Source organism: Nonomuraea rubra (assembly GCF_014207985.1).
Lineage (GTDB): Bacteria > Actinomycetota > Actinomycetes > Streptosporangiales > Streptosporangiaceae > Nonomuraea > Nonomuraea rubra.
The window spans coordinates 5,375,604-5,390,309 of the sequence record NZ_JACHMI010000001.1; the positions used below are offsets into that span (position 1 = coordinate 5,375,604).

Below are 14,706 nucleotides of genomic sequence, written 5' to 3' on the forward strand. Positions count from 1 at the left end.
TGACCTGGTTCGAGGACAGTCCACCACGTTGACGAGATGGGCGGTTGGCGCGTCATGGAGATCTCGCAGGCGAACCGCGGGCTGCTGAGCAGACTGCTGCCGGGAGCCGAACCGGATCGTCTCATGATCCGCCAGGGGCAGTTCCATCAGGTGGTGATCGCCTCGGACCGGGTGGTGTGCCTGCCGCGGACCGCGGCGGCTGCCGCGCGGCTGCCGCACAGGGCCGCCGGTCTGCGCGTACTGGCCGGGATCGAGCTCGGTTGCGGCATTCCTGAGCCGTTGTGCGAGGGCAGTGCTCAAGGCGTGGACGAGCTGCCGTTCCTGGTCCTCCGCCGCATCCCTGGAGCGCCGCTGGAGGCGGAGGCACTCGATGATCGCGAGGTGGCCGAGGCCGTCGCGGCGCAGTACGTCACGCTGCTGTCCGGACTGGCCAAGGCCGGTGCCGACGAGGAGGTGCGAGCGGCCCTGCCCGCACCACCGGATCGGTGGCGGCGGTTCGCGGCGGACGTCCGCGCCGAGTTGTTCCCCCTCATGTCCGATGGGGGACGTCAACGGGCCGAGCGGGAGCTCGCGGCGCTCGACGGCCTTCCCGGCATCACCGAAGCGGTGGTGCACGGTGATCTCGGCGCCGAGAACGTTCTGTGGGTCTGTGACGACGGATTGCCGAGGCTCAGCGGGGTGATCGACTGGGATGAGGTCGCGATCGGTGATCCCGCGGAGGACCTCGCTGCCATCGGCGCCGGCTACGGCAAGGACCTCCTCGGCCGGATACTCACGCTCGGCGGCTGGTCGGACAGGGGGATGGCCGATCGCATCGCCACCATCCGCGCCACCTTCGCCCTGCAGCAGGCCCTGTCCGGACACCGGGACGGTGACGAAGAGGAATTGGCGGACGGCCTGACCGGCTACGCATAGCCACCTTCAAGCCGCTGGGCCCCGAGCGGCAAGCGGCCGTCTACCTCGCCTCGGACGATCACTGACGAGGGTCCGCTCGCAGAGCGCGATGGCCCGGCGCAGGTCACCGGCCGCCCGGTAGGCGCCCGCCGGCCGGCCACGGGAGGAGAGGGCGTCGGGGTGGTCGTCGCCCAGTACGCGCGCTTGACCGGCGACGTGCGGCTGCTCATCCGGCAGCGGTCACGAACCCGGCGGGCGAGATCCACATCGATCACACCACGAGCATGGCAGACAGCTCCGGCCCGAGCCCTGCCGGAGTCGCCGCGTACGGCGGTGATCGCGATGTTTCCGGCGCTGGAACCCGGGCGCCCCGCCTACGAGCGAGCGGGTTGCGCACGCTCCTGGGCGGCGTCATCGTCAGCTGCAGAGGCCGCCGGTTCTCGACGAGGCCAGGAACGGCGACGACTTCGGCGAGCAGCCCGCGACCAGGACACCCGCACGTGCACCCCTCGGGGGGACCGATTCTGCCAGCTGGATGACCAGGAGAACCGGCATGCCGACACCGACGACCGACGAGCGTGACGCTCGCACCCGCTCCTCGCGCCGCAGAACGGTGGGGGCGGTGGTGCTCGGCCATTTCATCGAGGTCTACGACATGGCCCTCTACGGGCTGTTCGTGGCCCCCATCTCGACGGCCTTCTTCCCCGCGGGGAACGCGGAGGCCGCCCTGATCGCGACCTTCGCCGTCTTCGGCGTCTCCTTCCTGTCGAGGTCGGCGGGCAGCCTGTTCTTCGGGGTGATGGCCGATCGGGTGGGGCGGCGTAACGCGATGATGACGTCGATTCTTCTCGTCGGAGTGTCGACCGCCGGCATCGGCCTCATCCCGACCTACGAGACGGCGGCGCTGCTCTCCCCGATCCTGCTCGTGCTCTGCCGGCTCCTTCAGGGGTTCGCCTCGGGCGGCGAGACCACGGTCGCGCCGGTGTTCCTCGGTGAGTACGCCTCCCGGAGGCGGCGCGGGTTCCTCACGTCGTTCATCTCGGCCGCGGGGAACCTGGGCACGCTGGCGGCCGCCGCGACAGGTGTGATCATCGGCCTGGCCGTGGACGCGAGGACGTTCGACGACTGGGGATGGCGAGTGGCGTTCCTGATCGCAGCGCCGCTGGCGCTCGTGGGGCTCTACTTCCGCTACGGGCTGGAGGAGCCGCCGGCGTACGAGGCCGCGCGCGCCGGGGTGAAGCAGGTCTCGATCGGGACGGCCCTGCGGCGCAGCTGGCGCATGATCCTGCGCGTGAGCTGCGTCGGCGCGCTCGGGACCACCTTCTACGTCATGTTCGTCTACTACCCGACCTACCTCGTCCGTGAGAGCGACCTGTCGGCCGGCCAGGCCCGCGTGGTCCCGTTGATCCTCATCTCGATGCTCGTGGTGTTCAACCCGCTGGTCGGGCTGCTCGGCGACCGGTTCGGCCGGCGGGTGCCGCTCGTGCTGGGCGGGCTGGCGTCGATGCTCTTCGTCCTGCCCGGCTTCCTGGTCGCCCGCGGCGGCGGCTTCACGGCGGCCGTGCTGGGAGGCATGCTCATCCTGGTGAGCGTCCCGCTGTGCCTGGGCGCCATCCACGCCGCCGCGATGGAGTTCTACCCGACGGAGGTACGTGCCACGGCCGGCGGCATCGCGTGGACCATCGGCGCCTTCGTCTTCTCCGGCCTGCCGCCGCTCGTCGTCAACCTGCTCACCACGCAGGCCGGCTGGCCGCTGTCGCCGGCGTTCGTGATCATGGGGACGGCGGCGATCGGGATCGTCGCGGCGTGGGGGCTGCCGGACAGCCGGAAGATCCGGCTGGAGTCCGTGGAGTCGTCGATCAGGGAACAGCGGGAAACCGCTGAGCTGCGGCAGGAACCCGGCCGGGTCACGCCGTGACGACACGGCGGCGTGACGATCTGGCAGCGCCCGCGTTCGCCGGTGGGAGTGATCGGAACGCTCATCCGCCGATCCGAGGTCAGTGTGAGAGCTGACGTCTGTCATGCGGGACCGGTGACACAGCGCACTGACCTCCGCCGAGCGGAAGGCTCATGCTGAGCGCCATGACGATTCGTCGATTCAGCACGCTCGCCTCGCGGCTGGGAGCCGCGAGCCTGGCCGCCGCGCTGCTCGTGGCGGGACCCGCGGCCGCCGCCGAGGACGGCGGCCTCGACCGGCAGCGGCTGCGCCAGACACTGAACGCCATGCACGAGGCCGGCATGTACGGCACCTATTCGAACGTCGTGGACGGCCGGCGGAGCTGGAAGGGCGCCGCAGGCGTCGCCGACGTCGAGACCCGCCGCCCGGTGCGGCCCGAGATGGTGCACCGGGCCGGGAGCATCACCAAGTCGTTCGTCGCCGTGGCCGTGTTACAGCAGGTCGGCAAGGGCACGATCGAGCTCGACGCCCCCATCGGCCGCTACCTGCCGGATCTGATCCCGGGTGAGCGCGGGCAGCGGATCACCGTACGCATGCTGCTCAACCACACCAGCCACATCGCCAACCACACCGAGGTGATCTTCCCGACGATCGAGAGCCTGGACGCCAACCGCTTCCGCGCCTTCCCGCCGGAGGAACTGGCTCGGGCGGGGCTCGGCGCCCCCGCGACCGGGCAGCCGGGGGTGACACCCGGGGCGTACTCGAACACGAACTTCGTCATCGCCGGCCTGCTGCTGGAGAAGGTGACGGGCACGAGTGCCGAGCGGTACATCACTGATCATGTCTTCCGGAAGGCCGGGCTGCGGCACACGTCCTTCCCGCGTACGCCGTACCTTCCTGGGCCGAGCTCCAAGGCGTACGAGGCGCTGTTCGGCTACTTCGACCCGCCCAGGGACTACAGCGTCTACAACATGTCCTGGGCCTGGACGTCGGGTGCGGCCGCCTCGACGATGGAGGACCTCACCCGCTTCTTCCGGATGCTGCTGCGCGGCGAGCTGCTCGACGCGACTCTGGTCGCCGAGATGCAGAAGACCGTGCCCATCCGGTCGTTGCCGGGCGCCGTGGTCGACTACGGTCTCGGGATCTTCCCCCTCGACCTGCCGTGCGGCAGGTTCTGGGGGCACGACGGGAGCATCCCCGGCATGCAGACCTTCGCGTTCTCCGACGCCGGCGGCGGCCGCCAGTTCGCCTTCGGCACCAACCTGAGGAACTACCAGCAGCTCGACGAGAGCGGCAGTCCTGTCGCGCACGCCATCGACTTCGCGCTGGGGGACCACTTGCTGGAGGCGGCGTGCGGGCCTGGCGCGGAGGCGGCGACCAGGGCGGTACGGCCGTTCCCGGCGATCGGCGTGGACGGGGGCACGGCCACACCGTGACGGCGGCGCGGCGCGGGCGGTGACCGGTCGGCGGCCTGCCGCACCGCCGCCGCCAGACCGCCACTTCCTACGTTGCCGTCGTCACCATGGCTTGCCTCCTGCTCCGGCTGTGATCAATCGAAGGCGGGTCCTAGGCTGGCGGGATGACGGGATCGGCAGCGGGCGCCCGGACGCAGGAGCAGATGCGGCAGCGGAACCTGAGTGAGGTGCTGCGGCGCGTCCACAAGGACGGGGCGGTCTCACGGGCCGCGCTCAGCCGCCGGATGGGGCTCAACCGCAGCACCATCATGGACCTGACCGCCGAGCTCGCCGCGGCCGGGCTCGTCCGCGAGGGCGTGCCCGACGGGCGGGGCCGCGCCGGGCGGCCGTCCATCGTCGTCATGCCGGAGCGGGGGACGGTGTACGGGCTCGCCTTCGACGTCGCCGTGGATCGGCTGCTCGCGGCCCGTGTCGGGCTCGGCGGCCGGGTCCTCGACCGCCGCGAGGCCGTGCGTGCCCGCGCCGGGGTGGACCTGGAGGACGTCGTCGGCGTTCTCGCCGCCTTCGGCCGCGAGCTGGTCGCCGGGGCCGATCCGGGCGCGTTGTGCGTAGGCGTCGGCGCGTCGTACTGCGGGTTGATCAGGCGCGCCGACGGCACGGTCCGGTACGGGCCGCACCTCGGCTGGGTGGACCAGGCGTTCGGCGCGGAACTCGGCGCCGGGCTCGGCCTCGGGCTTCCCGTCGAGGTGGGCAACGAGGCGCACCTGGGGGCGATCGCCGAGCACGTGCGCGGCGCGGGAAGCGACGTCGACAACCTGATCTACCTGCACGGGGACGTCGGCGTCGGTGGCGGGATCATCGTCGGCGGCAAGCTACTGGACGGCGACGCGGGCTACGGCTGCGAACTCGGGCACATGCTGGTCAATCCGTTCGACGGGCGGCCCTGCCTGTGCGGATCGCGCGGCTGCCTGGAGGCAGAGGTGGGAGAGGAGGCGCTGCTCGGCTACGCGGGACGGTCCGACGAACTCATCGGACGCGACGGCATCCGGGCCGTCGTCGCCCTCGCCGGGACCGGCGACGCCCGGGCGCGGGACGCCCTCGACCGCGTCGGCGACTGGCTCGGCGTCGGTGTCGTCAACCTCATCAACCTGTTCAACCCGGCGCTCGTGGTGTTCGGCGGGATGCTCCGCGATGTCTACCCGGGCGCCGCGCCGCGCGTCCATGCCCGGATCGACGCGCATGTCCTGCCGGTGTCGCGCGAACGTGTCCGCCTGGCCGTGACGGCCCTCGGTGACGACACCACGCTCGCCGGGGCTGCCGAACTCGCCTTCGCCAACCTCCTGGACAACCCCCTCAGCACGTTGGCCGCCCTACGCTGATGGGACTGGGGGCTGTTCCGAGGGGAGTGCTCGGAGCGCTTATCTGCCGTCCGCGGGTACGAACGTCCTTCAGAAACACTGTGATCAGTGCAGCTGATCTGGTGGTTTCTCATCTCGAGGATTGGGCGGCTGGGCAGCTCGGGAGGCGAGGGAGACCGAGGGGAGACCGCCGGTCGCGGACAGACCTTGCAGCGAGGTCGAACGTGGTACCAGTGCGGCACTCGCCTCCGCCGCGGCGTGCGCCACCTCTGGTAGCACAGCGGTGTAGAGGTCCGACGTCATGGCGAGGCTGGAGTGCCGCAGCATCGCCGAGGTGGTCTTCATATCGTTGCCCGCGGCGAGGGAAGGCGTCGCCGCGCCGTGGCGCAGGTCGTGCAACCGGATCGGCGGCACGCCGGCGGCGAAGGAGAGCCGCTCGAATGGGCGAGTGTGGGCACCGCTCTGGCCAACGTCATCTCCGGCAGCCCGCGCGAGCAGCAGCCCAGCTACGATCCAGGGCTCCGCGCACCGCCAGGAGCCCTGGTCGCGGACGACCTCAGCATCCCTCATCGTGGTCAGTGCCGTTCGTTACCTTCGGCCCTCGCATCGCGCAGTGGCTGCAGGTTCCCGGTTGCCTTCGGCCGGGTGAACGGGTAGCTGCCATGACGTTGATGTACTCCCGGATCAGCGGGACAACCGGGCTCGGCTACGGCTCGGGCACGACGTGCTGGCGGCGGCTGGCCGAGTGGAACAAAGCCGGCGTCTGGCAGCGGCTGCACGAGGTCCTGCTCGATCGGCTGCGCGCCGCTGACGCCCTCGACTTCTCCCGCGCCGCGGTGGACTCCTCTCAGATCAGAGCGTTAAGGGGGGCAGACCGGTCCATCTCCGGTCGATCGAGGGCGGGCCGGCAGCAAGCACCACCTGGTCACGGAGGCCACCGGCATCCCGCTCGCGGTGATCGTGACCGGCGCCAACCGCAGGCGACGTCACCCAGCTACGCCCGCTGCCGGACGCCATCCCGAAGGTACGCGGCAAGCGCGGCCGGCCCCGCCAGCGCCCCGAGGTGGTACTCGCCGACCGCGGCTACGACCACGACAAGTACCGCTTCTTGGTGCGCGAGCTGCAGATCCACCCGCTGATCGCCTGCCGCGGCATCGAACACGGCTCCGGCCTGGGCAAACAACGCTGGGTCGTCGAGGGTCCAGTCCCTGTAGGTGGCGAGGAATTCCGCGAGGGTTTCTTGGAACGCAGTCCCGTCTGCGGGGGGTCTGATCCGCAGTTCACGGTGGTGCCGCCGGCAAGGGTCCATGCGATCTTCCTGGCCCATGCATTCACGCAGCTCACGCCTGCTCGTGAACGCCCCAGGTCTCGCTTGAGTGGTTCTCGGTGAGCTTGCCGGTCTCTGCGTCGAGCTCGCCATCCCCGTCGGGCGCATCGGTGGCGAACTCGGTGGCGAACTCCTCCCCGTCCAGGGCGGCGCGGTTCCTGGCGGTGATGCGGTCCACGTCGCCGCGTTCGGCCGGCGGCATCGGGGCTCCCGTGGATTCGCGAAGCCGGGCCGCCGTCCCCAGCAGGCGGGCGGCCCGTGCGGGCTCTCCTGCCAGCGCGTATACACCGGCCAGCCCCTCCAGTGCGAGCGCGTGTGCCCGCGGATCGCCACCGGAACGTGCCACATCCAGCCCTTCGCGGTGCAGCTCCAGCGGGTACGGGCGTCGCCGTGGAGCTCGGCCACGAAGCCGAGTTCGGCCGGCAGCAGAGCCGGCCCCGGGCCGAAGTCGCGCGCGCGATGCCAGGCGAGCAGCCTCCTCAGGCGCACCTCGGCCTCGTCGAGGTCGCCCTCCCTGCGGGCGCCGAGCGCGAGCCCGATCTCGGCGTGGACCTTCCCGGCCGCATACCCGTGCTCGGCCGCCACCCGCATGGCCTGCCCGTGCAGCTCCTCCGCCCCCCGGAAATCGCCGTTGAGCAGGGCGATCCGGCCGAGTCCGGTGAGCCGGTCGGCGGCCTCGGTCCAGAAGCCGAGCTCCTCGGCCAGCTGGTGACCGTCTCGGTGCAGCCGCGCCGCGCGCTCGTAGTCGCCGCTGGTCTCGGCCAGGGCCGCGAGCGGGTACGTCGTCTGCAGCCGCCCCCAGCGGTCGTCCAGCTCCTCGAACAAGGCGTGGGCCGACTCTCCGTACTCCCGCGCCGCTGTCAGGTCACCGCGCATGAAGGCCTGCCGGGTCTGGACGCTGCGCGTAGCCGCGACTCCCCATCGGTCGCCGGTGGCCTGGAAGCAGGTCATGGCCCGCGCCATCACATCCTCGCTCCTGCCGAGGTCCTTGCCGCTGGCGAACAGGGCGTACCCGAGGAACCAGGTGGCGAGCGCGTCGTCGCTCTCGGGTGTGGCGGCCGGAGCGTCACCTCCGGTCAGGAGCGTGAAGCCGGCATGCCAGACAGCGACCGTGTCGCGCAGGTCCGCCGGGACGTCGCCGGCCGGCGCCAGCGTCTCTTGCAGCGATCGCCGGGCCTCGGTGAACCGGCCGCGCAGGTCGGCCTGCTCGGCGAGTCCGGCATAGTACGCGCCGTGCCGGGTTTCAGCGGGTTCGGTCTCGCCCGACTCGGCCAGTCGTTCGAGGGCGTAGGCGCCGACCGACTCGGGCAGGTGGTAGCGCGGGCCGTCGGTAACGGTGACCAGCGAGTGGTCGACCAGCCGTACGAGCGGGTCGAGGACGTCCAGGTCCGGGCCGCACACCGCCTCGGCGGCCGCCGGCGTGCAGCCGCCGGAGAAGACGGCCAGGCGGCGCAGGACCCGGGCGGTCCTCCTCGCCCAGCAGGTCCCAGCTCCAGTCGATCACGGCGCGCAGGCTCCGCTGGTGGGGCGGCAGGGCGCGTGGGCCGTTCGCCAGCAGCCGGAACCGGTCGTCCAGCCGGGAGGCCACCCCCGTACGCCGAACGCCCGCACCCGGGTGGCGGCCAGCTCCAGGGCGAGGGGGACACGGTCGAGGCGGCGGCAGAGCGAATCGACTCCGTAGCACGATGAACTTCGGGCAGTCGGCGTGCTGGCCGGGCGAGGTGAGCCGGGCGATCGGGCGGCAGAGCCACTGCTCAGCGCTGGACGGCACCTCATGGATGGTGGAACGACCAATTTCGAGGGGGTGGGGTAACCGCCACAGCTGTCGGTATCCGGGCGTCGTGTGCCTCTCGGGGTGCCCGGCTTGAGCTGGCACAATAGCATCTGTGACAAAGCCTCCCACCGTGGACCTCATCGGCAGGGAGCCCGAACAGGGCACGATCCGCCAATTGCTGGACGCCACCGGAGCCGGGCACGGCGGGGCACTGCTGGTCCACGGCGCCGCCGGTGTTGGCAAGTCGGCGTTGATGCGCGCCGCACAGGACGAGGCGCGAGACCGAGGTTTCACCGTCTTGTCGGCCATGGGGGTGGAAACCGAGCTATGGTTTCCCTTCGCCGCCCTGCACCAGTTCATCCAGCCGCTGAGGCGGGAGCTCGATGACCTGGCCGACACACACCGCGATGCGGTGCGTGCGGCGTTCAGTGGTGAGCAGGATGCGCCGGGCACCTACCAGGTGGCCCTCGCGATTCTCGAATTGCTCGCCGACGCGGCCGATCGCCGGCCGCTGCTGGTGGTTGCCGACGATCTGCAATGGATGGATCTGCCCAGCAGAGAGGTGCTGGCCTTCGTGGCGCGGCGAGTCGGTGATCAGCCGATCCTGGTGTTGCTCGCGGCCCGGACCGGCCCGGGCGGGGCCCCGCCCGTCGAGATTCATCCCCAGCTGACATTGGGCCCGCTGGGCGAACCATCCGCCCAGGCGTTGCTCGACACCGTCGCACCACGGCTGAGTCCGCACGTACGCACGCTGATCCTTGATCGCGCCGCGGGCAATCCGCTTGCCCTCGTCGAGTTGCCCAAGGCGGTGAAGGCCTTGCCGGTGCAGCCCAACGAGTTACCACTGACCCAGCGGCTGGAGGCGGCGTTCGCGGCGCGGACCGGCGGGGTGACGCCGGTGTGCCGGATGTTCCTGCTCGCGCTGGCAGCAGAGCCGGACGCGCCGCTGCGCCTCCTGCTGGACGTGGCCGGCGACCTGACCGGCGCAGCGCCCACGGTGGCGGCACTGCAGGAGGCGACCGATGCGGGGCTGGTGTCCCTTGCCGACGGCGTCACCCGCTTCGGGCACCCCCTGATGCGCTCGGCCATCTACACACGGGCGCCGATCGCCGACCGGTTGGCGGTGCACGGTGCCCTGGCCTCGGCGCTGAGCAGCCCGGACCGCAAACTGGCCCATGAGGCTGCGGCCACACTCGGCCCGGACGAGGAATTGGCCACCCGGCTGGAACATTTCGCGGAGGCAGCGCAGGCGCATGGCAATGTGACCGGTGCCCTGCCGGCGCTACGGCAGGCGGCCCGGCTGGTCCACGATCCGCAGCGGCGTACCGGAATGCTGATTCGAGCGGCGGAGCTGGCTACCGAGCTGAGCGACCCCGACCCGGCTCGTGCCCTGCTGGCGAGCGTCGACGTCGGCATGCTCGGCCCGGTGGAACGCGGTCGCCTGATGAACGCCGACGAGCTGGTCGGGTTCTTCGAGCCGCAGGACCGCAACCAGCGGGTCCACGACCTGGTCGGGGTCGCTGCCGAGGCGTACGCCGGCGGCGCGCCGAAAGTCGGGGGGATCCTGCTGTGGCGGGCGGCGGTCCGTTGCTTCTTCCAGGACGGAGAAGTGTCCGCCCGCGCGGCCACGACGGCCGAGCTCGATCGGTGGGATCCCGACCCGGACGCCGCCGAGACGCTGGCGGTGCGGGCGCACGCCGAGCCGTTCCGGTGGGGCGCCGACGTGCTGGCCCGGCTTGACGGCGCGGCGGCCGAGTCGACGGACGGGTGGAGCCTGTACTTTCTCGGCAGCACCGCGCGGGCGCTCGGCGACTTCACCCGCTGTTCGGTGTATTCGGGCCAGGCGGCGCAGATCTGGCGGCGCCAGGGCCGGCTGGGGCTGCTCACCCGGGCCCTGGCCGCCGCGTGGCCACGGGTCTGGCTCGGTGAGCTGGAGCGGGCCAGGGTGGAGAGCGAAGAGGCGTGTGTGCTGGCCAGGGAGACGGCGCAGCCGTTCGCCTACCTGGGCGGCCGGGCAACCGCCGGGCTGATCGCGGCGCTGCGCGGGGAGGCCGGCATCGCGGCCGGCATGAACGAGGAACTGCGTGGCAGCGGGGTGCTGCCCGGCATGCGGTTCGCCACGGTGATCGCGCAGCAGACCGATGGCTTGCTGGCGTTGATCGACGGCCGGCCTGAGGAGGCGTTCCGGCTGCTCGCCCAGATCTTCGACCCCGCCGATCCGCACCACCACTCCCTCATGCAGTGGACGGTCGCCCCCGACCTGGCCGACGCCGCGGTCGCGGCGGGCGCCGAGGACGAAGCCCGCAAGGTGCTCGCCGACCTGCCGGAGCTGGCGAACCGCCTGCCGTCGGAAATGATGATCAACGCGCTCGCCTACACCGACGCGGTGCTCGCGCCCGACGACGAGGCGGAGGAGCGGTACGCCGGCGCGATGGCCGCGCTGCCCTCCGGCTGGCCGTTGTCGCGTGCCCGGTTGCAGCTGCATCACGGCCGCTGGCTGCGCAAGCAGCGCCGATACGTCGATGCCCGCGAACCGTTGCGTCAGGCCCGCGACGGCTTCGACCGGCTCGGCGCCCGGTACTGGGCGGAGGTCGCCGGCAGCCAGCTTCGGGCGACCGGCGAGACCAAGGCCGACCGGCTCCGGAATCCGGTCGACTCGCTGTCGCCACGGGAGATGCAGATCGCGGTGCTGGCCGCGCGCGGCCTCAGTAACCGGGAGATCGGCCAGCGCATGTTCATCTCCCACCGCACGGTCGGCACGTACCTGTACCGGATCTATCCGCGCCTCGGCGTCGCCAACCGTTTCCAGCTGGTGGCGGTGCTCGGTGACCAGGTCGGCAACGAACCGGATCAGCAAGACGGCTGAAATGATCAACACCCGGGCAGGCGGGACCTATTGCGGATATGCCCTATTTCCTATATTCGTCCCCTGTGTCTCAGGTAAAACGTGATCGTGTCACCATCCTCGCCTATGCCCAGCTCGGCGGATGGGGATTCTTTCTCTACGGCTTCAGCCCGCTCATTCCTCTCCTTCGCGACGAACAGGGTACCTCTGCCGCGGTGGCCGGACTCCACGGCACCGCGATGGCCGTCGGCGGTGTGCTCGGCGGTCTGCTCTTCACGCCGCTCGTCCGCCGGCTGGGCCGGGGCCGGACGACCTGGCTGGGTCTCGGCGGCCTCGCTGTCGCCGTCACCTTGTTGTGCCTGCTGCGTCCGTTCGGCGCGACACTCACGGCCGCACTGCTCGGCGCGCTCGGCGGCACTCTCGTCGCCAGCGGTGTGGCGGCCGTCATCAGCGAGAGGCACGGCAAGGTCGCGTCCGCCGCGATCAGCGAAGCGTACGCGGTGTCCATCGCGGTCGGCCTGCTCGCCCCCCTGGCCACCGGGTTCACCGCGAGGCAATGGGGCAGCTGGCGGATCGGCCTGGTCCTGATCCTGCTGCTGATCGGCCTGGTCGCGGTGGTTGCGGCGGTGACCGGCGCCCGGCTGCCGGACAGTGACGACTCCGCGCGTGGCCAGCGAGCCTCCCGGCCGAGACTGCCCCGCCCCTACTGGCTGGCCTGGCTGCTGCTGGTCGTGGTCGGCGCCATCGAGGCATGCGTGGCGTTCTGGTCCGCCTCGGTCCTGCGCACCCATGCCGGTGTGTCCGCGGCCACCGCCACCACGCTGATCTCGGCCATGGTGTTCGGCAAGCTGATCGGCCGGGTGGTGGGCAGCGCGATCGCCGCACGCGTTTCCACCGTGCCGCTGGTACTGAGCGCCTTCGCCCTGTCGGCGACCGGCTTCGTCGTGTTCTGGACCTCGACCGTCGGGTGGCTCGCCGGCGCCGGGCTGCTGGTCATCGGGCTCGGCAACGCCATGCATTTCCCGCTCGTCCTGTCGCTGGCCATGTCGGCGGCACCCGGCGCCGCCGACCGGGCGGCCGCCGTCGCGAACTACGCCAACTCCCTCGCCTTCGCCGTGGCGCCCGTGGCTCTCGGAGGGCTCGCCGACCTGTTCGGCCCGCACCGGGCCTTTCTCCTGCTCCCCGCGCTGCTGGCCGCCGCCGCGCTGCTGGCTGTGTCCACCGGCCGCATGTTGCGCTCGCCGGACGTAGAGCCGGTGCGCTGATCCACGGGTGATTTCGTCGGTGAGTTCGGGGACCAAGCGTCGGCCTCTTTGGCTCCACTTGGTGATCGACCGCCCATGATCTGAAGGCGAGTTTTGGTACCAGTCTGGTTGGCCGGGTTCGTGCTGGCGCGAGCAGCGGCAGGGTTGTCGGACGGGAAACGAATCTCCCCCTGAGCTGGTCAACGGGTCCATGACTGCGATCTGCGGTGGCGCGCAGGGAGACGGTGCGTTCAAGACCGTTCACGTCCCCGCCGTACGAAGCGGGGGACAAGGTGGACGGGCCAGACCCGCCCGATGTGACACGCCCCGGGTATGCCCGGGGTATGTTCCCGGGTCCGCGGCGCTATGTTTTGGTGCGCCCCCGACGCGGTGCTGCGACTCTTTTCCTGCTGTTCCTCCCCAGAGAAAAGAGTCACCATGAAAAAGGCACTGGCCCTGTCCGCCGCCGTCCTGGCGGCGGGTGCCATGCTGGCCGCTCCCGCACAGGCGACCGCGCTCGACAAGACCAAGGCGCAGCGCCTGGCGATGGCGCTGACCCTGACGAAGAACACCAAGGCCAGCTACAACGCGTGGGCCCGGTTCAAAATCAACAAGGACACCCCGCAGGTCAAGGAGTACAAGTTCAACTGGAACACCGACGGCTGCTCGGTGCCCAAGGAGATTGGAAACTCTGAATACTGGAAGGGCGTCTTCAAGATTCCCTGCGATCGTCACGACTTCGGCTACCGCAACGTCAAGGCGCTGGTGAGCTCCAGCAAGTGGCGTAACACCTACAAGAAGCCCGTCGACGACGCGTTCCTCTTCGACATGGGCAACGTGTGTGTGAAGTTCTCCGGCACGAAGAAGGCGTCCTGCCGGGTGGCCGCGGCGGCGTTCTACGGCGCGGTCAGGGCAGCCACGTAGGAGGGCCACATGGCAGACTGAGCTCCGTGGTGAGAAAGATCGAGGCCCCGACCCGCATCCCGGTGCCGGGCGGCAAAATCATCAACGAGCACATCGGCCAGGTGAACACCGGTGACGAGGCGATCTCCATCGCCCACATGATCGCACCGCGGTCTTGAGCAGCTTCTTCATGATGCTCCTTCTGTCGGGCGGGTTCTGGTGCCCGCGGAGAAGGAGCATGGATCAAGGGTTGAGTCAGGGCGACAGATCCCTTGGACACAGTGCGGTTCGGCCAGCAGCCGTGCGGACTTTGGTCGTCGGCTGCTTGGTCGTGGAAAACCTAGCGTCCCACTAGCGCGCTCCGAGTGGTCTGATTGGGACATACCTCCGCTATACCGCGTCTCCGTATGGTCTCACCTCGACGGGAAATCAACGGAGGGAACCAGATATGAAGATCATGCGTAACGCGGTCGTCGTCGGGGCCATGGGGGCCGTGGCCATGATGGGCGCGCCTGCGTCGGCCTCGGCGTCCGCGCCGGCGGCGTCGGTGACCACGTCGGCAGACTTGGCCCTCGTCGCGACCTGTTCGAAGGGGTCCTACAAGCTGAAGGTGACCGTCACCTATGTCAACGGGTTGGGTGCGCACCGCTTCCGCAAGGTCTTCTGGACGGCCTCTGGCGGCCCCACCAACGTCAAGGTCAGCCTCGTCCAGGACCGGGGCGGCCTTCCGGACGTCGCGTTCAAGTCAGTCGTGATCACCGGCAATACCGGCCACAAGGACCTCCCGGCGACGCGGCCTATGGCGCATCGGGTCTTCGTGAAGCTGGCCGGTAGGACGGGTGTCACGAGCTGCGTCGGGCAGAGCGGCGTCATCTGATCCGGACCGCTCGGCGCCCGCTGTCGCGAGAGACGACGGGCGCCGAGCGGTCAGGGCGAGGGGTGGGGGAGTTCGAGGTCGGCCGCGATGGGGAAGTGGTCGGAGGCCTCGGTGCCGATCAAGCAGCCCCCGCCAGCCCAGACAGCGTCATCGGCCGCCGCCCTGCAAATGC

The 14,706-nt window shown here is 70.6% G+C and carries 11 protein-coding genes and 2 pseudogenes; 10 read left to right on the forward strand and 3 right to left on the reverse strand.

Annotated elements, in window-relative coordinates; genetic code table 11:
- Positions 1–54: 54 nt before the first annotated feature.
- The 4 genes from vph to HD593_RS24485 all read left to right on the forward strand — a co-directional run bounded on the left by vph (position 55) and on the right by HD593_RS24485 (position 5,585).
- Positions 55–915: a viomycin phosphotransferase gene (gene vph / locus HD593_RS24470; RefSeq protein ID WP_185112085.1), complete on the forward strand. Its 861-nt coding sequence runs from the start codon at positions 55–57 to the stop codon at positions 913–915.
- 532 nt (positions 916–1,447) lie between these two features.
- Positions 1,448–2,812 (forward strand): MFS transporter, encoded by a 1,365-nt coding sequence (locus tag HD593_RS24475; RefSeq protein ID WP_185104446.1) that lies wholly within the window; start codon positions 1,448–1,450, stop codon positions 2,810–2,812.
- A gap of 164 nt (positions 2,813–2,976) precedes the next feature.
- Positions 2,977–4,227 (forward strand): serine hydrolase domain-containing protein, encoded by a 1,251-nt coding sequence (locus HD593_RS24480; protein ID WP_221524929.1) that lies wholly within the window; start codon positions 2,977–2,979, stop codon positions 4,225–4,227.
- A gap of 143 nt (positions 4,228–4,370) precedes the next feature.
- Positions 4,371–5,585 (forward strand): ROK family transcriptional regulator, encoded by a 1,215-nt coding sequence (locus HD593_RS24485; RefSeq protein WP_185104448.1) that lies wholly within the window; start codon positions 4,371–4,373, stop codon positions 5,583–5,585.
- Between the two features lie 84 nt (positions 5,586–5,669).
- On the opposite strand, the gene HD593_RS24490 is transcribed toward HD593_RS24485, so the two are convergent.
- Positions 5,670–6,134, reverse strand: a complete 465-nt coding sequence (locus HD593_RS24490) for a tyrosine-type recombinase/integrase (protein WP_185104449.1) — start codon at positions 6,132–6,134, stop codon at positions 5,670–5,672.
- 131 nt (positions 6,135–6,265) lie between these two features.
- Here HD593_RS24490 and HD593_RS61675 point away from each other — a divergent pair.
- Positions 6,266–6,762: pseudogene (locus HD593_RS61675) on the forward strand (IS5 family transposase); the annotation flags it as partial.
- A 142-nt stretch (positions 6,763–6,904) separates the two neighbouring features.
- On the opposite strand, the gene HD593_RS64955 reads toward HD593_RS61675, so the two are convergent.
- Positions 6,905–7,237 carry a hypothetical protein gene (locus tag HD593_RS64955; protein ID WP_341850704.1) on the reverse strand — a complete coding sequence of 111 codons (333 nt, stop codon included), beginning with the start codon at positions 7,235–7,237 and terminating at the stop codon, positions 6,905–6,907.
- Between the two features lie 935 nt (positions 7,238–8,172).
- Positions 8,173–8,346 (reverse strand): annotated as a pseudogene (locus HD593_RS65570) (winged helix-turn-helix domain-containing protein); the annotation flags it as partial.
- A 449-nt stretch (positions 8,347–8,795) separates the two neighbouring features.
- On the opposite strand from HD593_RS65570, the gene HD593_RS64470 reads away from it, so the two are divergent.
- The 5 genes from HD593_RS64470 (at position 8,796) to HD593_RS24520 (ending at position 14,534) form a co-directional block, all read left to right on the forward strand.
- Complete coding sequence (locus tag HD593_RS64470; RefSeq protein ID WP_185104451.1) at positions 8,796–11,531, forward strand: helix-turn-helix transcriptional regulator; 2,736 nt, start codon at positions 8,796–8,798, stop codon at positions 11,529–11,531.
- A 38-nt stretch (positions 11,532–11,569) separates the two neighbouring features.
- Positions 11,570–12,775, forward strand: a complete 1,206-nt coding sequence (locus tag HD593_RS24510; RefSeq protein WP_246546705.1) for an MFS transporter — start codon at positions 11,570–11,572, stop codon at positions 12,773–12,775.
- Between the two features lie 417 nt (positions 12,776–13,192).
- Positions 13,193–13,678: a phospholipase A2 gene (locus HD593_RS24515; RefSeq protein ID WP_185104453.1), complete on the forward strand. Its 486-nt coding sequence runs from the start codon at positions 13,193–13,195 to the stop codon at positions 13,676–13,678.
- A gap of 26 nt (positions 13,679–13,704) precedes the next feature.
- Positions 13,705–13,836 carry a hypothetical protein gene (locus tag HD593_RS63560; protein WP_262496186.1) on the forward strand — a complete coding sequence of 44 codons (132 nt, stop codon included), beginning with the start codon at positions 13,705–13,707 and terminating at the stop codon, positions 13,834–13,836.
- Positions 13,837–14,105: 269 nt separating this feature from the next.
- Positions 14,106–14,534, forward strand: coding sequence for a hypothetical protein (locus HD593_RS24520; RefSeq protein ID WP_185104454.1), 429 nt, complete (start codon positions 14,106–14,108; stop codon positions 14,532–14,534).
- The last annotated feature ends 172 nt before the right edge of the window (positions 14,535–14,706 follow it).